Annotated in this window: 20 protein-coding genes; 12 read left to right on the top strand and 8 right to left on the bottom strand. The window is 54.2% G+C overall.

Going from position 1 to position 21,015, the window contains the following annotated elements; translation table 11 throughout:
• Positions 1-46: 46 nt before the first annotated feature.
• Entirely contained in the window at positions 47-364 is a 318-nt protein-coding gene (gene hspQ, locus EL098_RS14595) for a heat shock protein HspQ (protein WP_038473914.1), read from the top strand.
• A gap of 29 nt (positions 365-393) precedes the next feature.
• On the opposite strand, the gene EL098_RS14600 is transcribed toward hspQ, so the two are convergent.
• A complete protein-coding gene (locus EL098_RS14600; protein ID WP_126356912.1) occupies positions 394-807 on the bottom strand; it encodes a CoA-binding protein in 414 nt (137 codons plus the stop codon).
• 168 nt (positions 808-975) lie between these two features.
• On the opposite strand from EL098_RS14600, the gene EL098_RS14605 reads away from it, so the two are divergent.
• The gene (locus EL098_RS14605) at positions 976-1,626 is read left to right on the top strand and encodes a DUF2057 family protein (RefSeq protein WP_126356913.1); all 651 of its coding nucleotides are present in this window, start codon (positions 976-978) and stop codon (positions 1,624-1,626) included.
• A 95-nt stretch (positions 1,627-1,721) separates the two neighbouring features.
• Entirely contained in the window at positions 1,722-2,180 is a 459-nt protein-coding gene (gene mgsA, locus EL098_RS14610; RefSeq protein ID WP_008461260.1) for a methylglyoxal synthase, read from the top strand.
• Here mgsA and helD read toward each other — a convergent pair whose 3' ends face one another.
• Positions 2,181-4,235: a DNA helicase IV gene (helD, locus tag EL098_RS14615; protein WP_126356914.1), complete on the bottom strand. Its 2,055-nt coding sequence runs from the start codon at positions 4,233-4,235 to the stop codon at positions 2,181-2,183.
• 129 nt (positions 4,236-4,364) lie between these two features.
• Between helD and EL098_RS14620 the strand changes: the two genes are divergently transcribed.
• Both EL098_RS14620 and yccS read left to right on the top strand, forming a co-directional pair.
• A complete protein-coding gene (locus EL098_RS14620) occupies positions 4,365-4,811 on the top strand; it encodes a YccF domain-containing protein (protein ID WP_126356915.1) in 447 nt (148 codons plus the stop codon).
• 12 nt (positions 4,812-4,823) lie between these two features.
• The gene (yccS, locus tag EL098_RS14625; RefSeq protein WP_126358463.1) at positions 4,824-6,962 is read left to right on the top strand and encodes a YccS family putative transporter; all 2,139 of its coding nucleotides are present in this window, start codon (positions 4,824-4,826) and stop codon (positions 6,960-6,962) included.
• Here the strand turns inward: yccS and EL098_RS14630 are convergent.
• On the bottom strand, positions 6,947-7,576 hold the full coding sequence (locus EL098_RS14630; RefSeq protein WP_126356916.1) for a TfoX/Sxy family DNA transformation protein: 630 nt from the start codon (positions 7,574-7,576) through the stop codon (positions 6,947-6,949). The genes yccS and EL098_RS14630 overlap by 16 nt on opposite strands.
• Before the next feature lie 217 nt (positions 7,577-7,793).
• On the opposite strand from EL098_RS14630, the gene sulA reads away from it, so the two are divergent.
• Positions 7,794-8,303, top strand: a complete 510-nt coding sequence (gene sulA, locus EL098_RS14635; RefSeq protein WP_126356917.1) for an SOS-induced cell division inhibitor SulA — start codon at positions 7,794-7,796, stop codon at positions 8,301-8,303.
• 357 nt (positions 8,304-8,660) lie between these two features.
• Positions 8,661-9,737, top strand: coding sequence for a porin OmpA (ompA, locus tag EL098_RS14640; protein WP_126356918.1), 1,077 nt, complete (start codon positions 8,661-8,663; stop codon positions 9,735-9,737).
• Positions 9,738-9,828: 91 nt separating this feature from the next.
• Here ompA and matP read toward each other — a convergent pair whose 3' ends face one another.
• Positions 9,829-10,281, bottom strand: a complete 453-nt coding sequence (gene matP, locus EL098_RS14645) for a macrodomain Ter protein MatP (RefSeq protein ID WP_126356919.1) — start codon at positions 10,279-10,281, stop codon at positions 9,829-9,831.
• 176 nt (positions 10,282-10,457) lie between these two features.
• Between matP and EL098_RS14650 the strand changes: the two genes are divergently transcribed.
• From EL098_RS14650 to EL098_RS14670, 5 genes are all read left to right on the top strand, one after another.
• The gene (locus EL098_RS14650; protein WP_126356920.1) at positions 10,458-12,212 is read left to right on the top strand and encodes an AAA family ATPase; all 1,755 of its coding nucleotides are present in this window, start codon (positions 10,458-10,460) and stop codon (positions 12,210-12,212) included.
• A 68-nt stretch (positions 12,213-12,280) separates the two neighbouring features.
• Entirely contained in the window at positions 12,281-12,799 is a 519-nt protein-coding gene (fabA, locus tag EL098_RS14655) for a bifunctional 3-hydroxydecanoyl-ACP dehydratase/trans-2-decenoyl-ACP isomerase (RefSeq protein ID WP_016535664.1), read from the top strand.
• Between the two features lie 232 nt (positions 12,800-13,031).
• Complete coding sequence (locus EL098_RS14660) at positions 13,032-14,120, top strand: ABC transporter substrate-binding protein (protein ID WP_126356921.1); 1,089 nt, start codon at positions 13,032-13,034, stop codon at positions 14,118-14,120.
• Positions 14,121-14,208: 88 nt separating this feature from the next.
• Entirely contained in the window at positions 14,209-15,978 is a 1,770-nt protein-coding gene (locus EL098_RS14665; RefSeq protein ID WP_126356922.1) for an ABC transporter permease, read from the top strand.
• A complete protein-coding gene (locus EL098_RS14670; RefSeq protein ID WP_126356923.1) occupies positions 15,971-17,041 on the top strand; it encodes an ABC transporter ATP-binding protein in 1,071 nt (356 codons plus the stop codon). The genes EL098_RS14665 and EL098_RS14670 overlap by 8 nt, the downstream gene beginning before the upstream one ends.
• Positions 17,042-17,112: 71 nt before the next feature.
• Here the strand turns inward: EL098_RS14670 and rmf are convergent, their stop codons facing one another.
• From rmf to pqiA, 4 genes are all read right to left on the bottom strand, one after another.
• Positions 17,113-17,280 (bottom strand): ribosome modulation factor, encoded by a 168-nt coding sequence (rmf, locus tag EL098_RS14675; protein WP_126356924.1) that lies wholly within the window; start codon positions 17,278-17,280, stop codon positions 17,113-17,115.
• Between the two features lie 260 nt (positions 17,281-17,540).
• Complete coding sequence (pqiC, locus tag EL098_RS14680; RefSeq protein WP_126356925.1) at positions 17,541-18,107, bottom strand: membrane integrity-associated transporter subunit PqiC; 567 nt, start codon at positions 18,105-18,107, stop codon at positions 17,541-17,543.
• The gene (gene pqiB, locus EL098_RS14685; RefSeq protein WP_126356926.1) at positions 18,104-19,744 is read right to left on the bottom strand and encodes an intermembrane transport protein PqiB; all 1,641 of its coding nucleotides are present in this window, start codon (positions 19,742-19,744) and stop codon (positions 18,104-18,106) included. Before pqiB ends, pqiC begins: the two co-directional genes overlap by 4 nt.
• Positions 19,734-21,002, bottom strand: coding sequence for a membrane integrity-associated transporter subunit PqiA (pqiA, locus tag EL098_RS14690; protein ID WP_126356927.1), 1,269 nt, complete (start codon positions 21,000-21,002; stop codon positions 19,734-19,736). Before pqiA ends, pqiB begins: the two co-directional genes overlap by 11 nt.
• Positions 21,003-21,015: the final 13 nt, after the last annotated feature.

The raw sequence follows: 21,015 nt of genomic DNA on the forward strand, positions 1-21,015 counted from the left end.
ATTGCCCGCATATCACTATGCAGAGTAATATTTCCGGGAGGTGACTATGATTGCCAGCAAATACGGTATTGGCCAGCAGGTTCGCCACTCTTTGCTGGGTTATCTGGGCGTAGTGGTCGACATTGACCCTGAGTATTCGCTCGATGAGCCACAGGAAGACGATCTGGCCGACAATAGCGCGCTTCGCGCCGCACCCTGGTATCATGTGGTGATGGAAGATGATGACGGCCAGGCGATCCATACCTATCTCGCCGAAGCCCAGCTCAGTTCTGAAGATGACGACGAGCACCCTGAACAGCCGTCAATGGATGAACTGGCTGCCTCGATACGCCAGCAGCTTCAGGCCCCACGCCTGCGTAACTGATAAAAAACCCCGCTTCTGCGGGGTTTTCCTTATTTAGCCAGCCCAAGCCGGGGAATTTCAATCGCCGGGCATTTATCCATAACGACGTTTAGCCCTGCATTCTGAGCCAGCACCGCGGCCTGCTCGTTAATCACGCCAAGCTGCAACCACAGCGTTTTCGCCCCAACCGCGATGGCCTCCTGCGCCACGCCCCACGCTGCCTCAGAGTTGCGGAATACATCAACCATATCAATTTTCTTCGGCACATCCGCAAGCGTGGCGTAGCCCTGCTGCCCCAGCAGCGTTTTCCCCGCCACCTTCGGCGAGACGGGAATCACCTCATAGCCCTGTTTTAACAGATAATCCATCACCCGATAGCTCGGACGATCGGGTTTGTCACTCGCCCCCACCAGCGCGATGGTACGAGTCGTTTTCAGGATATTTTCGATATCACTTTGTTTCATAGCGCCCCCCTGGATGTTGTTTGAAGTGTAAGTCAAAGCCAGCCGCCCGGCCATCTTTGCACCAGAAACTCAGGTGAGCAATTTCTTGAAATATGTCTATATGTTAATAGAAGATGTAAGGGCAAAGTTTTGAAACATCTGCCCAGCCTACTCATCAGGGAGAGTAAAATGAGAGCCGGTCTGCCGATTGCAGCGTTGATAGTGATGATGCCGGCCCTGGTATGGGGGACCACGCTGCGCCTTCCGCCGGAGGTCGACCTGCTGGTGCTGGATGGTAAAAAAGTCTCCAGCTCTCTGTTGAAAGGCGCAGACAGCATTGAAATAGATAACGGGCCGCACCAGCTAGTCCTGAAGGCGGAAAAAAAAGGTCGAACGTCTCCCCGGAGCCTACTTCAGGGGCGATCCTCATCGCTGGTGATCAATTTTGATAGTAAAGCGTTAGACCAGATCAACATTGTCCTTTCGCCTGAGGAGGTCGGGCATCCCGTCACCTTCCCTCAAATCAAGCTGCGGGATGGTCATGGTCGGCCAGTTCCCGTTCGCACCGACGTTCTGGAGACGAATCCAGACCCTACTGCTACAGATTATGAAGAAGAGACACGGCGCTACAATACATCAGGAAAAAAGGCCTCGATGCTCGAGTTCGCCCTTGTGAACGATTGTGAAGAGGCTCAGAGCGTTGCCACAGCCAGTCCTGACTCCCCGCCGCCAGCGTCAGAAACCCTAACGGAACAGCGGCTGAAATACTGGTACAGCCAGGCTGATAAGTCGACACGGGCACGCTTCTTGCGCTGGGTAAATGAGACGCCCGCGCCGTAAGCCTGGAGGCAGCTCGCTTTTTTGCCCCCCTGCACTTGCAGCCGCGGGCGCTTTTAGTAATCTGTTCCCAGCCTAAAACTGCCCAGGAAAAGACCATGGAATTAACGACCCGCACCCTTGCGGTAAAAAAACACATCGCACTGGTTGCCCACGATCATTGTAAGGATGCGCTTTTAAAGTGGGTGCAGCGCCACAAAGCAACGCTTGCCAACCACACGCTGTACGCCACCGGAACAACGGGAAATTTGATTCAGCGGGCAACAGGCCTTGAGGTCAACGCCATGCTCAGCGGCCCGATGGGCGGCGATCAGCAGGTAGGGGCCTTAATTTCCGAAGGCAAAATTGACGTACTGATTTTCTTCTGGGATCCGCTTAACGCTGTTCCTCACGATCCTGACGTTAAAGCCCTGCTGCGCCTGGCAACCGTCTGGAATATCCCGGTCGCCACCAACCTCTCCACCGCCGACTTCATCATCCACTCTCCGGGCTTCAATGAAAGCGTCGATATTCTTATTCCTGACTACCAACGCTATCTGAACGAACGCCTGAAGTGATCAGGGGCGGTTCGCCGCAGGCACGCCCAGCCGCTTGAGCGCATCAACAAATACGGAAGGCTCGTGTTTGTTAAACATAAGCCAGACGCGATGGCGTGCGCGGGTCAGCGCCACATAAAGCAAACGCCTCTCCTCTGCATCCGGGAAATCCTCAGGCTGCGGCAGGAGGGCCTGTTCCATGATGGACTCCCGCGCTGGGGCAGGAAATCCGTCTTTGCCTTCCTGCAGCCCAAGAATAATCACGTAGTCCGCCTGCTGCCCTTTGCTGGCGTGGATGGTCATAAAGTCGATATTGAGCTTTGGCCAGCGCGTGGCCGCTATTTCCAGACAGGCTGGCCGCAAATGATGGTAGCGCGCCAGCACCAGAATACGCTGTTCGGGCAGCGCGTAGCCGCTTAGCTTGTCCAGCAAATCATCGAGTTTGTCATCCGCAAGCAGGGTAACGGCCTTTTTGTCACCTTTGGTCAGGCTATTCAGTGGCTTACGCAGCTGGTAAGGGTTCTGCTGCACAAACCCGTTGGCTATCTCGCCGATGCGATCGTTAAAGCGATAGGTGGTGTCCAGCGCACAGCTATCCCCCTCCCCAAAATGGTGGCTAAAGGCGGTAGTTAACGTCATTTCTGCACCGCTAAAACGGTAAATCGCCTGCCAGTCATCACCCACGGCGTACAGAGAGGTGTGCGAATTCTGCCGCCGTAAAGCCGCTAACAGGGCGGCACGCTGCGGAGAAATATCCTGGAACTCATCGACCAGAATATGCTTCCACGGGCTGATAAAGCGCCCTTTCTCAAGCACATTAATCGCCTGGTGAATCAGGCCGGAAAAATCAACGGCATCTTCCGCCTTCAGCGCTCCTTTCCAGCTTTTCAGCAACGGCGCCATCAGCTTAATACGTTTAGTGAAAAGCTCCCGAACCTCTTCAGGCGCGCTGTCTATCATTTCTGCCTGAGAGCCACCGTGCATTCGCATCAGGCCCAGCCAACGGTCAAGTCGGCTGGCAAGCCGTTTCGCCAGGCGTTTATCCTGCCAGTACTCGCCTTCGGGGATATCCCACTCAAGCTCTTCACTAAGCCACTGCCGCCAGCCCTTCGCCATCGCCTTCTTTTCCCGGCACTGCTGCTGCCAGCTCTCGATAAGTAACTGATGTCGCGCGGCGGTATCACTCTCAAGCTCACTCACCCGAGGCACCTTTTTGCTGCCCTGCTGAATAATATGCAGCGCTAGCGAGTGGAACGTTCTGGCGGAAATCGCCTCGGTATTCAGTCGGCTGGCAATACGCTCATCCATTTCCTGCGCGGCCTGGCGGCCAAATGCCAACAGCAGGATTTGATCTTCCGTAGCTTCACCGCGCTGTAACAGCCAACCCGCCCGGGCCACCAGCACCGAAGTTTTACCGCTGCCAGCACCGGCCAGTACCAGCAGCGAATCCTCACCATTAACCACCGCGCGCGCCTGCGACGGATTCAGCGGGGAACTCTCTACCTGTTCAAAGAAAGCAGCATATTTTTCCAGCATACGCTCGGTATAAGCGCTGTTCCGCTGATGCCGACGCTCTTCACCCTGTTCAAGCCAGGCTTTACATATTGCCCAGGCTTCCCGGCAGTTTTCGAATTCACTTAGACGGACGTGGGGTAACGGGAGTGCAGCGATGGCGGCGCGAAGATTATCCTGCAACGCCTGCATATCGCTACGCCTGAACCATACCTCCTTGCGGGTGCGCTTTATTATCTCTTCTCGCTGAGCGGCAAGGACTTCAGCGGCAACCTCACTCATCTCCGTACTCCAGTTCAGCCAGAGAGAATTAAGATGGTGGAAAAAGCGCTGGGTTTCCGCCCATTCCGTGCCATGCAGACGGACGACTTTGTCATCAGGAAGCACGAACTCCAGCTCGCCCCAGACCAGGCCGCGCTTGCAGTTGATCGCGATTAACTGATTGAATGGGATAAGATATTCGTGGCGTTCGCCCTTGACCTCAACGCCGGCCGCCAGCAGCCTGACCCGATTGTAAGGGTGCTGCGCCAGATGCTTGCCGAGAGAAGTTGCTTTGAGTTCCATTACGTTGCCCGATCCGATGGGGAGTTATGCCCCAAGTTTAACTGCCGATGGAATGACGCTCCAGAGTAAAAACGCGTTACAATTGCTGCGGTTAATCATTCTTTATTTTTCTGCAAGGGAAGCCCCGCTATGCGTACCGTATTAAATGTTCTGAACTTCGTGCTGGGGGGCTTTTTGACGACCCTCTCCTGGTTATTTGCCACGCTTGTAAGCATTGTGCTGATCTTCACCCTGCCGCTCACCCGATCCTGCTGGGAAATCACTAAACTCTCCTTTGTGCCTTACGGAAACGAAGCGATTCATGTTGATGAACTTAATCCTGAGGGCAAAAACGCGCTGATGAATACCGGCGGCACGTTGCTGAATATACTGTGGCTGATCTTCTTCGGCTGGTGGCTGTGCATTATGCATATTCTGGCGGGGATAGCGCAGTGCATCACTATTATTGGGATCCCGGTAGGCATTGCTAACTTCAAGATTGCGGCCATCGCATTATGGCCCGTTGGCCGCCGGGTTGTGCCGGTTGAAGTGGCGCGTGCGGCGCGTGAAGCTAACGCGCGTCGTCGTTTCCAGTAAGGAGCATTTGTGCTGACCTTAAGCCCACTTGTACGCCGCTATACCTGGAACAGCGCCTGGCTTTATAACCTGCGTATCTTTATCGCCCTGACGGGAACGGTAGCGCTGCCGTGGTGGCTCGGTGAAATAAAGCTGACTATTCCCCTCACGCTCGGCGTTGTCGCTGCGGCGCTGGCCGATCTGGATGACCGCGTCAGCGGGAGGCTGCGCAATTTACTGATAACCCTGGTCAGCTTTTTTATCGCTTCCGCGTCAGTTGAACTGCTGTTTCCCTGGCCATGGCTGTTTGCACTAGGTTTAACGGTTTCTACCAGTGGGTTTATCCTTCTCGGAGGCTTAGGCCAGCGCTATGCCACCATTGCCTTCGGTGCACTGCTGATTGCCATTTACACCATGCTCGGCATTTCCCTGTACGAGCACTGGTATCAACAGCCGCTGTACCTGCTGGCGGGGGCCATGTGGTACAACCTGCTGACCCTAACAGGCCATTTAATATTCCCCATTCGTCCCCTGCAGGACAACCTGGCGCGCTGCTATGAAAGCCTCGCAAACTTTCTGGAAATTAAAGCGACCTTGTTTGATCCAGATATTGAAGACGAAAACCAGGCCCCGATGCTGCAGCTGACGATGGCTAACAGTCAGCTAGTCACTACGCTTAACCAGACCAAAAGTTCATTACTGACGCGTCTTCGGGGCGACAGGGGTCAACGGGGAACCCGCAGGACGCTACACTATTATTTTGTTGCCCAGGATATTCACGAGCGGGCAAGTTCGTCCCATATTCAGTATCAGGCCCTGCGTGATAAATTCCGCTACAGCGACGTGATGTTCCGCTTCCAGCGTCTGCTCACTATGCAATCTCAGGCCTGCCAGCAGCTCTCCCGATCTATCCTGCTGCGCATCCCTTATCAGCACGATCCGCGTTTTGAACGCGCTTTTACCCACCTTGATTCTGCGCTGGATCGTATTCGTGCAGGCCACGCCACCGCTACAGAAATAAAAGCGCTGGGCTTTTTGATTACCAACCTGCGGGCCATTGATGCGCAGCTGGCAAATATTGAGTCTGAACAGGCTATTGCCGAGCCGCAAAGCGATCCGGAGAACCGCCTTGCTGACGACAAACTGACCGGCTTCGGTGATATCTGGCAGCGATTAAAGCTGAACCTGACGCCGGAATCGGCGCTCTTCCGCCACGCGGTGCGCATGTCGCTGGTGTTATGCGTCGGCTATGCTTTTATTCAGTTTACGGGCCTGCAGCACGGCTACTGGATACTGCTCACCAGCCTGTTTGTCTGCCAGCCGAACTACAGCGCGACCCGGCGGCGTCTGGCGCTGCGAATCATAGGTACACTGGTCGGGGTGGCGGTCGGCCTGCCGTTACTTTGGCTTGTCCCATCCCTGGAGGGGCAGCTGATACTGATTGTCATTACCGGCGTTCTGTTCTTCGCCTTTCGTAACGTCCAGTACGCCCATGCCACGATGTTTATTACGCTGCTGGTCCTGCTGTGCTTTAACCTGCTTGGGGAAGGTTTCGAAGTGGCTCTCCCGCGCGTTATCGATACGCTGCTGGGCTGCGCCATAGCCTGGGCCGCAGTCAGTTTCATCTGGCCTGACTGGCGATTCCGCCGCCTGTCGCTGGTCATTGAACGCGCCTTCAACGCCAACTGCCGCTATCTTGATGCGATTCTTGAACAGTATCATCAGGGACGCGATAACCGCCTTGAGTACCGTATCGCCCGGCGGGATGCCCATAACAAAGACGCCGAACTTGCTTCAGTGGTATCCAATATGTCCTCTGAACCTAATGTCTCAAACGAGATGCGGGAAGCCGCCTTCCGCCTGCTCTGCCTGAATCACTCCTTTAACAGCTATATCTCTGCGCTGGGTGCACACAGGGAGAAACTCGAACACGGTGAGACGCTGATGCTGCTTGATGATGCCGTTTGCTATGTGGATGATGCACTCCACCACCTACCGGTTGATGAAGAGCGCGTGCAGACGGCTCTTGCAGGGCTTTCTGCACGCATCTCACGGCTTGAAGCTCGTGCAGAAACAAAAGAACCCCTGGTGTTGCAGCAGGTGGGTCTATTGGTCGCCCTGCTGCCCGAAATATCTCGTCTTCAGCAGCACATTGCTCAGTGCTCCCGGTAAAGATGTTGGCGCTGTTCATAGCGGCGCCACCACTCAGTCAGCTCGTTACGAACGTCCGCGGGTAACACGGCTTCATGTACCCCATGTATGGCCCCTTCAAGGGCCAGCAGCACCTTAATGCCGACGCTTCGCCTGGTGTTTCTCAGTTTCAACCAGGATCGCCTGGCGCCAAAGAGCTGCAGCGTTTGGGGATCGCCGATCCCCACATCACGCAGCATGACCTCAATATTCAGGGAAAGGTTGGGAAGATCTTTAAGCCGGCGTGAACGCCCCATGCTCTGATTTTTCTCGCGCCGGGCGCTTCTCAACGCCAGCGAAGAGAGCTGGATGAGTTTGTCGGGATCTTGCCAGAGCTCCTCATCAACCCGGTAATAATTCAGCGCTACCGGCAGCCCGCGTTTGTTATACCTGAGAGGCTGCGCAGATTTTTGGGCGAAATAATCCGCACACTGTTCACAGGCACGCAAATAGAGCTCCCCTTCCGCGACCATCGCAAAAACGATGCCGTCGACCGTCAGGCTGTAACCGCCGAAGAGCGGGCGACAGCCGATTTTACCCAGCGAGGAAAGATATTTCTGTGATTTATGGATTCTACGAAACGTAACGTCTTTCATAATATGTCCTTATATATCAACGAGTAAATAGCCTTTGCGGTTACTGCCTCCCCTAATACCTGAAAATAAGTAAGGTTGGAGATAATGGCAACGACAATTTCATCGGCTGCGGTTTTACATGAAGAAAATGCGAGGCGCTTTCCGAAATTCCGGTTGATCTTTGCTCGCACAGGCATTACTGTATATGCATACAGTAACCCATCAGGCGGGACTCACTATGAACATAGCTAACTTGAAAACTCACCCTGGCCATACTGCAGCCGCTGCGCACTCCCCTGCCCGGCCGCTCGCCGATAAGAGCGCACAGGGGTTAATCAGTGAAATGGTCTACAGTGAAGAGAACCCGTGGGTGACGCAGCTTATTCTGCTACCTTTATTACAGCAGTTGGGACAACAGTCTCGCTGGCAGCTCTGGCTTACGCCACAGCAAAAGCTCAGCCGTGAATGGCTGCAGGCGGCGGGGTTGCCGCTGGCAAAAGTGATGCAGGCAAGTCAGTTAGATCCTCTCTGCACCGTAGACGCAATGGTGAAAGCTTTGCAGACGGGAAATTACAGCGTTGTGATCGGCTGGCTGCCGGAAGAATTAACAGATGAGGAACATTTGCGGTTAACAATGGCGGCAGAAACCGGGAACGCAATGGGGTTTATCATGCGCCCATTCAGCAGCCTGACATCGGGTTCAAGACCACGAAATGGCCTAAAAATTCATTCTAGTTTGTATCATTAAGTAAATTTAGGAGAAATCCTGGAATTTTTTCCTCTCGCCACATAATCCGCTGCCATGACTCAAAATTACCCGCCATATGGCGGTTTTACTGGGTTCAATGGATGAACCCCTCGGTCAAAAAGCGGTCCATTCTGTAAAAAAATATGTATGCAAGTCGTTTTTTTTCATATGCCTGACGGACTTCACACTTGTAACTTTTCAACTACGTTGTAGACTTTACCTCGCCAGGGTTGCTCTTCATAACACCGATATATCGGTAGAGTAACAATTGAGCATAAACCCGGGCGAAGGATTTAACCCTGGGCTTTAAATTGGTTTAGAGCTCATGGCCTTTTGGATGATAATGAGGCGCAAAAAATGAAAAAGACAGCTATCGCGATTGCAGTGGCACTGGCTGGCTTCGCTACCGTAGCGCAGGCCGCACCGAAAGATAACACCTGGTATACTGGTGCTAAACTGGGCTGGTCCCAGTACCACGACACCGGTTTCTACGGTAACGGCTACGACCGTGGTATCGGCAGTGGTCCGACCCACGAAAGCCAACTGGGTGCTGGTGCATTCGGTGGTTACCAGGTTAACCCGTACGTTGGTTTCGAACTGGGTTATGACTGGCTGGGCCGTATGCCTTACAAAGGCACCCCAGAAAACGGTGCTTTCAAAGCTCAGGGCGTGCAGCTGACCGCTAAACTGGGTTACCCAATCACTGACGATCTGGACATCTACACCCGTCTGGGCGGCATGGTATGGCGTGCAGACTCCACCGCGAACAATGTTAACGGTGAGCGTCTGAAAGATCACGACACCGGTGTTTCTCCAGTATTCGCTGGTGGTGTTGAGTGGGCTGTTACCCGTGACATCGCTACCCGTCTGGAATACCAGTGGGTTAACAACATCGGTGATGCACAGACCGTGGGCACTCGTCCAGACAACGGCATGCTGAGCGTAGGTGTTTCCTACCGCTTCGGTCAGCAGGAAGCTGCTGCTCCAGTTGTAGCGCCAGCGCCAGCTCCAGCTCCAGAAGTACAGACCAAACACTTCACTCTGAAGTCTGACGTTCTGTTCAACTTCAACAAAGCTACCCTGAAACCAGAAGGTCAGCAGGCACTGGATCAGCTGTACACCCAGCTGAGCAACCTGGATCCGAAAGACGGTTCCGTAGTTGTTCTGGGCTACACCGACCGTATCGGTTCTGAGCAGTACAACCTGAAACTGTCTGAAAAACGTGCACAGAGCGTTGTTGATTACCTGATCTCTAAAGGTATCCCAGCGAACAAAATCTCTCCACGTGGCATGGGCAAAGCTAACCCAGTTACCGGCAACACCTGTGACAAAGTAGCGCCTAAAGCTAAACTGATCGACTGCCTGGCTCCAGATCGTCGTGTTGAGATCGAAGTTAAAGGTATCAAAGAAGTTGTAACTCAACCTGCGGCATAAGTTACCCTTCCTTGAATAAAAACCCCGCCATGGCGGGGTTTTTTATTGGCGACGGTACAGCGATATTTTCATCACCGTCCTTTGCGTTACGTCACTTTTTACCCAGCATCGCCTGCAGATCCTGCTTGAGCGTTGACATCCTGTTTTCCACCTTCTCTTTCCGCTCCGCATCTTCAATCAGCTGAACCACGGTTTCTGAAAGCGTGATGCCCCGGCGCTGCGCAAGCCCGGCTAATCGCTGCCAGACAAGGTATTCAAGATCGATAGATTTCTTGCGGGTATGCTGATGCTCAGCGTTAAAATGTCTTTTACGCCGTGCCCGGATAGTTTGCTTCATGCGGTTATGCAGCGCCGGATTCATATGCTGCTCAATCCAGCTCTGAACCAAAACGGGAACATTTTCCAGCGTCAGGAGCTGTTCCACGGCCTCTTGTGCTGCACTGGCTTCGAGGTATCGCGTGATTAACTCTCCTTCGCGATGCTTCTTCACCAGATACTTCCACTTCCAGCCGCTCTCGAGATTTTCCAACTGTTGATATTTCATTGTGATCTCAGTGTGACCGCGTAACTTAGTTCAGAATAACAGTTTTTCCGCCATTCGCTGAACTGAAAATCAAAGCTGTGAGGGGGATACAACAGCGATACTGCTTTATCCGTGTGCTGCCCGTACGATTCTTGTATAATCGCGCCTTTGACATCCCATTAAAAAATATAGCGACTTTGACGACTAATCGACTTGACTGGCGTGCTCTTGTACCTGATACCGAAAGCTATCAGGAAATTTTTGCACAGCCTTATGATACCGACTCTGTTCCTCTTTCTGCGGTTCAACCTCGTTTACTTTACGGGATTGAGCAACTCAACCTCTCCGTCTCTTCTGTCGATCTGATGCTGGTAAAAGCGCCAGAAGAGCAAGAATATCTTGATCTTATCGCAGCGGCCGTTGAAGAAACGCGCGGTGAAGCCGAAGTGCTCACCGGCGGACATTACCTCATTGAAGGGCGTCTGGTTACGCTTCGTCCTGCGGAAAACGCCGACGACAACTTCGCCTCCAGCGGAGAAGTTATTGCTGCCGACTGGGTTGAAGCCGAGCAGCTGTTCGGCTGCGTGCGCCAGTTTGCCGGCGAGGTAACCCTTGAGCCCGGACTGATTCACCGTGCGAACGGTGGGGTGTTGGTTCTCTCTCTTCGCAGCGTTCTGGCTCAGCCTCTGCTGTGGCTGCGCCTTAAGCAGATGATGATTCAGGGCCGTTTTGACTGGATTTCACCGGACGAAACCCGCCCTCTGCCGATAAAAATTCCTTCTTTGCAGCTCGACTTCAAGCTGATTCTGGTTGGCGAGCGCGAGGCGTTGGCTGATTTCCAGGAAATGGAGATGGACCTCTCCTCTGCCGCTATCTACAGTGAATTCGAAGACAATCTGCAAATCGCTTCCGCAGATGAGATGGCGCTTTGGTGCCAGTGGATCTACGCCATTGCCGAGAAGAAGTCACTTCCAGCCCCTGCTGCCGATGCCTGGCAGCCGCTGATTCGTGAAGCGGTACGCTACACGGGCGACCAGGAAACATTGCCGCTTTGCCCACCGTGGATTTCACGCCAGCTGCGTGAGGTAGCCCCCTTTACCGAAGAGAGTACCTTCAGCGGGGAGCAGCTCCAGCAGATGCTGGAACAGCGTGAATGGCGTGAAGGTTTCCTGGCCGAGCGCATGCAGGATGAAATTCTGCTTGAACAGATTCTCATTGAAACCGAAGGCGAAATGATCGGCCAGATTAACGCCCTGTCGGTCATTGAGTTCCCCGGACACCCGCGTGCGTTTGGTGAACCTTCCCGTATTAGCTGCGTGGTTCACGTCGGCGACGGTGAATTTACCGACGTAGAGCGTAAGGCTGAACTTGGCGGGAATATTCATGCCAAAGGGATGATGATCATGCAGGCATTTCTGATGGCCGAGCTGCAGCTTGACCAGCAGATCCCGTTCTCTGCCTCCCTCACTTTTGAACAGTCCTACAGCGAAGTAGACGGCGACAGCGCCTCAATGGCCGAACTTTGTGCGCTGATAAGCGCCCTGGCCAATGTCCCGATTTATCAGCACATCGCGATAACCGGCTCGGTCGATCAGTTTGGCCGCGTTCAGCCCGTTGGCGGACTGAATGAAAAAATTGAAGGCTTCTTCCGCATTTGCCAGCAGCGCGAGTTTAGCGGAGCTCAGGGCGTGATTATCCCACTGGCTAACGTGCGCCACCTGTCGCTGCATAAAGATGTGCTGGAGGCCGTAGAGCTAAATAAATTCTCGATTTGGGCCATTGACGATGTGGCTGATGCCCTGCCGTTATTGACCAATCTCCCGTGGGATGGCGAAGGGCAAAACACCCTGATGCGTGCGGTGCAGGAGCGTATTGCTCAGGCTTCGGCGCCGGATGTTCGTCAGCGCTATCCGTGGCCGCTACGCTGGCTCAACTGGTTCAACCACAACTGATCGGACTTGTTGAGCGTACACGTGTTAGCTAACCTGCGTGCTTCATTATAAAAAGGCTTACTGTAGACATGGTAGATAAACGCGAATCCTATACGAAAGAAGATCTTCTTGCCTCTGGTCGTGGCGAACTGTTTGGCGCTGAAGGGCCACGGTTACCCGCGCCTCCTATGCTGATGATGGACCGCGTGGTCAAAATGACCGAAGACGGCGGTAACTTCGATAAAGGTTACGTTGAAGCAGAATTAGATATCACCCCTGACCTGTGGTTCTTTGCTTGCCACTTCATTGGCGATCCGGTGATGCCTGGTTGTCTGGGTCTGGATGCCATGTGGCAGCTGGTTGGCTTCTACCTGGGCTGGCTCGGCGGTGAAGGCAAAGGCCGTGCCCTGGGCGTGGGCGAGGTCAAACTGGCCGGGCAAATCCTGCCAACGGCGAAAAAAGTTTCCTACCGCATTCACTTTAAGCGCGTTATCAACCGCCGCCTGATTATGGGCATGGCAGATGGCGAAGTGCTGGTTGATGGCCGTGTGATCTACACCGCCACCGACATGAAAGTGGGTCTTTTCAAAGACACTACCGCTTTCTGATACCAATTCGTTAAGCTTTAACGCTAAGGCATCCATTGTTTGCAATGGGTGCCTTTTTGTTTTCCGCTGCAGGCAAATGCAGCTATTTTCGCCGTGGTTTTTATGGCGTTAATTGCTTAAACAACGTTCGAAATCACAAATCGTGAAGATAAAAAACGCCCCCTCTTGCCTGAAAAACGTTATGGGTTATGTTGATTTTTAGTTTCTCAAATGTAACTAGAGGTTAACAATAATGTCGAATAAGTTACGTATCTCTCTGCTTGCTTCTGCCGCACTGCTCTCTACCTCCGCATTTTCTGCCGTGCCTGAGGGCTATCCGGCTGATTATCAGAAAATCATTGATGCCGCGACCAAAGAGGGCAAAGTGGTGCTCTACTCCACCACCGACACCAAAACTGCCGCGCCGCTCATTCAGGGCTTTGAGGCCGCTTACCCCGGCATCAAAGTGGAATATAACGACATGAACAGCACCGAGCTGTACAACCGTTATATCAGCGAGCAGGCCGCAGGGGGGACCAGCGGTGATGTAGTCTGGAGCTCTTCAATGGATACTGCGCTGAAGCTCGCCACCGACTACGCTCAGGAGTACAAATCCCCCGAGCAGGGCCAGCTGCCAAAGTGGGCGGTCTGGAAAGACAAGGCTTACGGCACCACCTACGAGCCGGTTATTTTTATCTACAACAAACGTCTGATCCCGGCAAACGAAGTCCCTGAAAGCCATGAGGCGCTGGCGAAGCTTATCGCCAGCCAGCCGGATAAATTCAGTAAAAAGGTCACCACCTACGATATCGAAAAATCCGGCCTCGGATTTATGTTGTCCGTACAGGATCACAAAGCCGATCCGAATTACTTTAAAACCCTGGCCGATGTGGCCAAAGGTGGTCTTTCTGTTCAGTCCTCAACCGGGACGATGATGGAGCGTGTCTCCTCAGGGGAAAACCTGATTGGCTTCAACATCCTGGGCTCTTACGCCGAAGCACGCGCTAAAACCGATACCTCTCTCGGCATCGCTTATCCGAAGGACTATACCCTGGTGCTGTCGCGCGTATCCTTTATCAGCAGTGAAGCCAAAAACAGCAACGCCGCTAAGCTGTGGATTGACTACGTGCTGTCTGAGAAAGGGCAAAACATTCTCGCAAACAAGGCTGATATTCCGTCCATCCGCAATGATATCGACGGCGACAACGACATCGACGGCATGACCAAAAAACTTGGCAGCGCGCTAAAACCCATCCCGGTTGATGAAACCCTGCTGGAATACCTGCAGCAGAAAAAGCGCCTGGACTACATCAAGCAGTGGCGCGAAGCCGCAGCAAAATAATCCTCTGATGAGGCGTGCCCTCCGGCTACGCCTCGCTTAACCCGAACACATTAGGCTATTCAGGCTTACTGACCTGAGGGATCGTTACATGGATGCATTACGCAGAAAGTGGCAGAGCCTGCCGCGCGGCATCGTGGTGCTGATAACTGCGCTGGTTATCTACGTTCCACTGTCGTTTATCGTTATACAAAGCTTCCTTTCGGCCCCGTTTTTTTCGCCGTCGAAAGAGTGGAGCCTCGAATCATTTGAGTTTATCTTCACCGACTCCGATTTTTACCTGGCCCTGAAGAGCGGCTTTATTCTGGCCTTTGGGCTGGTGGTTATCGCCATTCCGCTCGGCGGTATCCTGGCTTTCCTGATGGTGCGAACCGATCTGCCCGGCAGGCGGATCATTGAGCCGCTGATTCTGGTGCCCATTTTTGTTTCGCCGATGGTGCTGGGATTTGGCTATGTCGTCGCCGCAGGCCCGGTCGGCTTCTTTTCTCTGTGGGCTCAGTCGCTGCTTGGCTTCGTGCCGTGGAATATCTACGACATGTCGAGCATCGTGGTCATTGCCGGCCTGACGCACGTTCCTCATGCTTATCTCTATATTTCCTCGGCGCTGCGCAGCGTAGGCTCTGATGTCGAAGAGGCAGCACGCACCGCAGGCGCAACGCCGCTTCAGGTCATGACCGCCGTCAGTCTGCCGATGGTGCGCCCGGCAATGCTTTACGCCACCGTGCTGCTGTTCTTCCTTGGCCTGGAAGTGTTCGGCCTGATGCTCGTGCTGGGCGATCCGGAAGGCAACATGGTGCTGGCGACTTACCTCTACAAGCTAACCAACAAGCTCGGGACGCCTTCTTACCACCTGATGGCCGCCGTTGCCGTGGTGCTGATTTGTATCACTATTCCGCTGGTGATGCTGCAGCGCCGACTGATGCGCACCGCAAACAGATTTGTGACCGTCAAAGGCAAAGCTTCCCAGGCAAGAGCACTGCCGCTTGGAAAATGGCGCTGGGTCGCCGGCGCAGTGGTCGCTTTCTGGCTGACCGTTACCATCGGCGTGCCGCTGATTGGCGTCGTCCTGCGTTCCTTTATTTCTAACTGGGGCGTTGGCGTCTCGCTGTGGGATGAACTTTCGCTGAACACCTTCCGCACCATCTGGGAACAGCCAAACCTGCTGCGAGCCATCGTCAACTCCATGGCGATTGGGGTTATCGGCGGTGCGCTGGCGGTGGTCTGCTATCTGTTTATCGGCATCGCCATGCACAGAAAGCCGGATAACGTCACCCGCTTCCTGGACTACAGCGTGCTGGTTCCCCGCGCCGTACCGGGCCTGCTGGCCGGTCTGGCCTTCCTGTGGGTGTTCTTATTCCTGCCAATGTGGCTGGATAACGCGCTGAAATCCGGCTGGCTTTCCGGCATGCCGTGGTCCCAGTGGCTGCGGGATAACCTCATAGTCTGGTTACGCTCGCTGCGCAGCACAATATTCAGCGTCTGGCTGGCCTATACCGTCGTCTGGATGGCCTATGGCCTGCGACTTATCTCCTCCACCCTTCTGCAGGTTGGTCCGGAGCTGGAAGAGGCTGCCCGCAGCACCGGAGCGAGCCGAGGGCAAATTACCCGCCACGTCACCATACCGCTGTCGCGCTATGGCCTGATTGGATCCTGGCTGCTGATGTTTCTGATTTTTGAGCGTGAATATTCCACCGGCGTCTACCTGCTTTCGCCAGGCACAGAGACCATCGGCTCAATGCTGGTTTCGCTGTGGGCCGCAGGCGCTATCGATATTGTCGCCGCGCTTTCGTTTATCAATATCCTGTTTGTGGTGTTAGGGCTCGGCATTGCCCTTCGTTTTGGAGTGAAATTACATGATTGAGTTATCGGTCGAGAACCTACACTTAACCTACGGCGACAACCCGGTGCTGAAAGGCGTTTCCATGGATCTCAGGCGCGGCGAGGTTGTCTCGCTGCTCGGCCCCTCCGGCAGCGGCAAAACCACGCTGCTGCGTGCCGTCGCCGGGCTGGAAAAACCCACTCAGGGCACCATTGTCATCGGGAAAAATAACGTTTACGACGGCGCATCGCGTAAAGAGATCCCGGCGGAAGAGCGTAACCTGGGCCTGGTATTTCAGTCTTATGCCCTGTGGCCCCACAAAACCGTCTTTGAAAACGTCGCCTATCCGCTAAAGCTGCGTAAGGTGGCGACGGCGGAGATCAACCAGCGTGTACAGGCGGTTCTGGATCAGCTGGGCCTCGGGCATCTCGGAAAGCGTCATCCTTATCAGCTATCCGGCGGACAGCAGCAGCGCGTGGCCATAGGCCGTGCGCTGGTCTATAACCCTCCCGTAATTTTGCTCGATGAGCCGCTTTCCAACCTGGATGCAAAGCTGCGCGAAGAGGCCCGCGTTTTCCTGCGAGAACTGATTATCAAGCTCGGGCTGTCGGCGCTGATGGTGACCCACGACCAAAATGAAGCGATGGCGATTTCCGACCGTATTCTGCTGCTGAATAATGGCAAAATAGAGCAACAGGGCACGCCGCAGGAGATGTATGGCTCGCCGCAAACGCTTTTTACCGCCGAGTTTATGGGCAGCAATAACCGCCTGAACGGCAAAGTGACCGAGGTTCGCGACGGAAGAGCCCGTATTGAAGGTAGCGACTGGGCGCTCTGGGGAAAAGCCGGGGCTGGCGTAGTCGCCGGACAGGAAGGTACGGCGGTGATTCGCGTTGAGCGAGTACGGATTGACGATCGGCCAGGAGAAAATGGCATGACGCTGCCGCTGTTGACCAGCATGTATCTGGGTGACCGCTGGGAGTATTTATTCCGTACCGCAGGGGATGATTTTGTCATCCGCGCCTACGGCAATGAAATGCGCGACGCTCAACCCCATCATCTGCAGCTGCCGGAACAGCACGTCTGGATTTTCCCTAAACCCTGATTGTTGTTACCAACGTTATAAAAGGCGAAACCTCCACGGTGCGGAGGTTTCTTTTTCTAAAGAGACAGTGACTACGCAGTAATCGCCCTGTCTTCCATGGCTTCTCGCCAGCCTCCCATCCAGTAGGACCTCTGATTCAGAGTCTGATAGGGACAAATCTCTTTCGAGCGTCCGGCAATACCTGCTTGATAACCACGTTGATGTGCCCGTTCCAGGCGATCTCGTTTTTGTCTCTTCATGCCTCGTTTCCCTCATTACATTGTCTGGTGGAAAAGAAAACAGTGATTACAAAATACGCAACCACGGATAAACGAATAACGCGAAATGAGGCGATCGTCAATGCGCAAAATTCACGCCAATGTCACATTCATGGGCTATTCTGGTTATCTTTTCGGCTAAAACCGAAGCGTTCTGGCCGCTAACTGATTCACAAAAAAAGAAAAGCTGCGACCACCCGAAGGTGAGAATCGCAGCTTTTTTGTACCATTCATTTTACCTATTAATTAAGGCGTGTGAGCTCCGAAGCCATACTCTTAGCCTCCTGCTGCCAGCCCTGAGCCAAGGTTTTCACCATCGCATCGTAGCCATCATCCTGCTGCTTCAGCTCGATGTGGAACGGACGCTTGATAATCTCGCCCTGACGCTTGAGCAGCCACTCTCCGCTGACAATCACCTTGCCGTCGTAGCGACCGTGGAAGCCGGTCACGTTCACACTCAGCGCCGCCTGATCGTTACCCAAAGGCTGGGAAGCTACCACCCAGCCCGGCAGCGCACTGCTGAGATTGCTGACCAGCGTATTGCGCAGCTGCTGATCCAGCGGGCTGGCCCACAGATTGCTGGTCGCGATGACGTACTGAACGTCGGTAGTCTGGTAAACCACCCCGGTACCCGCCAGGAAATCGGGCACGGTCACCTGATCCACCCACAGCAAGTGGCTTCCCGGCTGGCTCACGGCCTGCATGACAGGCTGTGAGGTCTGCGGCAGCTGGTAATACGTCTTGCCGTTATCGCTGCCGCTACAGGCGGACAGCGTCAATACGGCGGCTAGCGTGAGCCACTTTTTCATGGTTGTGCCCTCTTCGGCTGCGGATCCTTTTTATCCTTCGCTTCAAATATCAGCGAATTGCTCTTGTCGTTTAGCGTACGCAATACCGGCTGCAGCTCGCGCAGCACCTGGTCAAGGCGCTGCATATCCGCCACCATCTTGTTGTACGCTGCGGAGCCCGGCTGGAAGCCCTGCATGCTGCGGTTCAGTTCGCGAAGCGTTTTCTGCATATCTTCCGGCAGCTGCTGCATTGACTGGCTGGCGGTGATCTTGTTCAGGTTATCCAGCGTCTGCTGCAGGTGACGCATGGTTTTCTGACTTTCACCCAGCGTACTCGTCGCCTGTTCCAGCATCGGATTGATCGGCAGGTTATTGATCTTATTTAACGTTTCCAGCAGTTTTTGCTGAATCTGCGCCAGTCCGCCGCTCATCGTTGGGATCACCGGATAACCGCTGATGCTCGGAATTTCCGTCACCGCTTTCTCATTCGGATAAAAATCGAGATCGATATACAGCGCCCCGGTAAGCAGATTGCCCGTTTTCATCGAAGCGCGCAGGCCGCGCTGAATTAATGCCTTCAGGTTGGCGGGAATATCCGCCTCGTTCCCCACCATATTTTTCAGGCGTTCTGGCTCAATGCGGATCAGCACCGGAATACGGAAATCATCGTTCAGCTTCTGGCGCATACCCTCGTCAAAGAATGGCACCTGAGCCACGGTTCCCAAACGAATCCCCCGGAACTCTACCGGCGCGCCAGGCTGCAGGCCGCGAATAGAATCTTTGAAGAACATCAGGTAGTCGATATGATCGGTAAACAGCGAATCCTGGATGCTTTTCTGATCGTCAAACAGCTGGAAGTCAGTGCCAGACTCAACCTGCTTGCCCCACTCCCAGCCGTCGGGCACGTCAAAGCTCACGCCGCCGCTAAACAGCGTGGTCAGCGAGCCCATTTCAACGCGCATCCCCTGCGAAGACATATCAACGGCGATGCCGCTGTCTTTCCAGAAGCGGACGTTGCTGGTGATGAGCTTGTCGTTAGGAGCGGCGATAAACAGCTGATAGCTGATAGCCCGCTTGTTGGTATCGAAGGTGCTGGTCTCCACCGACCCTACGCGATAACCGCGGAACAGCACAGGGTCCCCCGGCGTTAGCTGACCGGCTTTTTTACTGTCGAGCGTGATGCGTATACCTTTTGCATCAGGTGGTGCCAGCGGTGGTGCATCCAATAGAGCATAGTTATCTGGCTGCTGGCCTTTCGTACCCGGCTGCAGTTCGATATAGGCGCCGGAAAGCAGCGTCCCAAGCCCCGAAATGCCCTCTCGTCCCACCTGCGGTTTTACCACCCAAAAGACCGAGTCTTTATGCAGCAGTTTTTCCATACCGGCATTAAGGCGCGCCTTAATTTCCACGTGGTGCAGGTCGTCGGTCAGCTGTGCGCTTTCAACGACGCCGACGTCCACGCTGCGGCTCTTAATGGTGGTTTTCCCGCCCTCAATCCCTTCTGCATTGGCGGTGATCAGCGTCACTTCCGGACCCTGATGGCTGTAGTGGTAAAACAGGATCCAGGCGCCAATTAGCGCCGTTACGATGGGAAAGATCCAAACCGGCGACCAGTTTTTTACCTTCTGTACTTTCGCCTCGCCGCTCTTATTTTCCATGCTCGGAAGACTCCTCGTCAGTTACATCGTCTGCTCGATCCCAGGACAAGCGAGGGTCAAAGGTCATCGCGGCAAACATTGTCAAAATAACCACAAAAGCAAACATTAACGCCCCCAGGGCCGGATAGATATTCATCAACCCGCCCATGCGCACCAGCGCAGAGAGAACGGCAATAACAAATACGTCAATCATTGACCAGCGGCCAACGAACTCGACGACCTCATAAATCAGGTGCATACGCTCGCTGTCACGCTTGCCGTGCCCTTTTGCATCCCAGCACAGCCAGGCAATGGCAATCATTTTTAGCGTTGGCACCATAATACTGGCGATAAAAATAACCATCGCAACAGGGTACGATCCCTCACTCCACAGCAGGATCACCCCGGCTAAAATCGTCGAGGGATATTTGCTGCCCAGCATTTCGGTGACCATGATCGGCAGAATATTTGCCGGCAGATAGAGCATGATAGAGGTGACCAGCAGCGCCAGCGTCCACTGCAAACTGTGCCTGCGGCGTACGTGCCCGTGCGTGCCACAGCGCGGGCAGACCAGCGTATCAGCGTCAACAATCGCCGTACAGCAGGGGCAGGAACGCAGCCCCTGCTTGATGCCCGAAACGCCCACCTTTAACGGCTTATGTACCTCAGGCATTGGCGCGATATCATCCCACAGCCAGCGGCGATCCACGCACTGAAATGCCCGAAGCTGCAAAATGCAAAACAGGCACCAGGGAATGAAACTGCTCCCGACGCCAATATCACCATAGGCCATAAGCTTAACGAAGCTGACCAGCACGCCGGCCAGAAAGATCTCCGCCATCCCCCAGCTTTTTAGCTGGAACAAAATTCGCGCCAGCCAGCGCTTAAGCCCAAAAGGCATTTTTACCTGGTTGACTAACAGCAGAATGGTGAGCAGGCAAAAAGCCGGAACTGCCTGAACAAAGAGCAGGAAGAAGGTACCGAGGCTGGCGTAGTCTTCAGAAAACATCACGCCGGGTATTTCCATCAGCGTCACTTCGCTGCTGATCCCGGCCACCTTCATGTTGATAAAAGGAAACAGGTTGGCCAGCAGCAGCATAAACAGCCCGGCCAGAGCGTAGGCCGTAGGCCGCTGGCGCGGTAAATACCACTGCGTGACCAGAGGTGTGCCACAGCGCGGGCAGGAGGCTTTATGGCCATCCTGCAGCTCCGGCAGCGCCACCAGCAAATCACATTGTCGACACAGAATATGCGAGCGATGGTGGTGTGTGGCACACATCGTAACTCTCCTT

The organism is Cedecea lapagei, from assembly GCF_900635955.1.
GTDB classification, from domain to species: Bacteria; Pseudomonadota; Gammaproteobacteria; order Enterobacterales; family Enterobacteriaceae; genus Cedecea; species Cedecea lapagei.

Excerpts from the sequence above, each read along its gene's own strand:
- rmf (WP_126356924.1), bottom strand. The coding sequence starts at position 17,280 with ATGAAGAGACAAAAACGAGATCGCCTGGAACGGGCACATCAACGTGGT.
- helD (WP_126356914.1), bottom strand. The coding sequence starts at position 4,235 with ATGGAACTCAAAGCAACTTCTCTCGGCAAGCATCTGGCGCAGCACCCT.
- EL098_RS14620 (WP_126356915.1), top strand. The coding sequence starts at position 4,365 with ATGCGTACCGTATTAAATGTTCTGAACTTCGTGCTGGGGGGCTTTTTG.
- hspQ (WP_038473914.1), top strand. The coding sequence starts at position 47 with ATGATTGCCAGCAAATACGGTATTGGCCAGCAGGTTCGCCACTCTTTG.
- pqiB (WP_126356926.1), bottom strand. The coding sequence starts at position 19,744 with ATGGAAAATAAGAGCGGCGAGGCGAAAGTACAGAAGGTAAAAAACTGG.
- mgsA (WP_008461260.1), top strand. The coding sequence starts at position 1,722 with ATGGAATTAACGACCCGCACCCTTGCGGTAAAAAAACACATCGCACTG.
- EL098_RS14670 (WP_126356923.1), top strand. The coding sequence starts at position 15,971 with ATGATTGAGTTATCGGTCGAGAACCTACACTTAACCTACGGCGACAAC.
- ompA (WP_126356918.1), top strand. The coding sequence starts at position 8,661 with ATGAAAAAGACAGCTATCGCGATTGCAGTGGCACTGGCTGGCTTCGCT.
- pqiC (WP_126356925.1), bottom strand. The coding sequence starts at position 18,107 with ATGAAAAAGTGGCTCACGCTAGCCGCCGTATTGACGCTGTCCGCCTGT.
- matP (WP_126356919.1), bottom strand. The coding sequence starts at position 10,281 with ATGAAATATCAACAGTTGGAAAATCTCGAGAGCGGCTGGAAGTGGAAG.
- EL098_RS14665 (WP_126356922.1), top strand. The coding sequence starts at position 14,209 with ATGGATGCATTACGCAGAAAGTGGCAGAGCCTGCCGCGCGGCATCGTG.
- EL098_RS14660 (WP_126356921.1), top strand. The coding sequence starts at position 13,032 with ATGTCGAATAAGTTACGTATCTCTCTGCTTGCTTCTGCCGCACTGCTC.
- sulA (WP_126356917.1), top strand. The coding sequence starts at position 7,794 with ATGAACATAGCTAACTTGAAAACTCACCCTGGCCATACTGCAGCCGCT.
- EL098_RS14600 (WP_126356912.1), bottom strand. The coding sequence starts at position 807 with ATGAAACAAAGTGATATCGAAAATATCCTGAAAACGACTCGTACCATC.
- EL098_RS14630 (WP_126356916.1), bottom strand. The coding sequence starts at position 7,576 with ATGAAAGACGTTACGTTTCGTAGAATCCATAAATCACAGAAATATCTT.
- EL098_RS14605 (WP_126356913.1), top strand. The coding sequence starts at position 976 with ATGAGAGCCGGTCTGCCGATTGCAGCGTTGATAGTGATGATGCCGGCC.
- fabA (WP_016535664.1), top strand. The coding sequence starts at position 12,281 with ATGGTAGATAAACGCGAATCCTATACGAAAGAAGATCTTCTTGCCTCT.
- pqiA (WP_126356927.1), bottom strand. The coding sequence starts at position 21,002 with ATGTGTGCCACACACCACCATCGCTCGCATATTCTGTGTCGACAATGT.